This window comes from Streptomyces colwelliae (genome assembly GCF_048158785.1).
Lineage (GTDB): Bacteria > Actinomycetota > Actinomycetes > Streptomycetales > Streptomycetaceae > Streptomyces.
Map to the genome: position 1 here is coordinate 1 of NZ_JBLTJC010000873.1, position 679 is coordinate 679.

2 protein-coding genes are annotated in these 679 nt (G+C 71.7%); both read right to left on the bottom strand.

What is annotated here, in order from left to right:
- A partial coding sequence (locus ACNFOC_RS54915; RefSeq protein WP_416966386.1) for a TFIIB-type zinc ribbon-containing protein occupies window positions 1-141 on the bottom strand: 141 nt, incomplete at its 3' end.
- Window positions 142-221: 80 nt separating this feature from the next.
- Window positions 222-679 (bottom strand): phosphotransferase family protein (locus tag ACNFOC_RS54920; RefSeq protein WP_416966385.1); only part of this gene is annotated, 458 nt, incomplete at its 5' end.

The window sequence follows — 679 nt, forward strand, 5'->3', positions numbered from 1 at the left end:
CTGCCACTGGGACTCCACGCGGGTCAGCGCCTCGAGCTCGCCGTAGTCGAGAAAGATCCCACGGCAGTTGCTGCACTGCTCGATCTGAACACCGTTGCGGTTGTACGTCTGCATCTGCGCGTGACACTTCGGACACTGCATGCTCGGCTCAACTCCTCGCCCGTTGGTACTTCTTCGTGTTTCCCCAGGACAGACTCCGTCCGACCCCGGTCGGTTGCAGCCTACTTCGCGAATCCGGGCGTCAACTCGGGCGGGACGGAACCCATTCGGTCACACGCGTCCACGACCAACCGCTCCACCTCGTCCAACGGGCGGTCCGCCGCGGCCGCCTTGACGACGGCCAGGGCGGCGGTCTGCACGGTGAGGGTGCGGGCCGGGACGTCCAGGGCGGGCCAAGGGTCGCCGGTGGTGGAGACCGCCGGGCCGCCCGCCGCGCGGTAGGCGGCGAGGAAGCGGGACCACTCGTCGGGTGGGAGCAGGCCGCAGGCGTACCAGGCGGCGGGGCGGGCGAGGTCCCAGGCGGGGACTCCTACGCCCAGGTCGTCGACGTCGATCAGCAGCCACGGGCCGGCGGGGGCCGGGTGACGGACGAGCTGGCCGAGGTGCAGGTCGCCGTGGCAGAGGGTGGTGGTGTCCGGCTGGGGGGCCTCCGCGCGGGCCCAGGCGGGGAGGAGCGTCC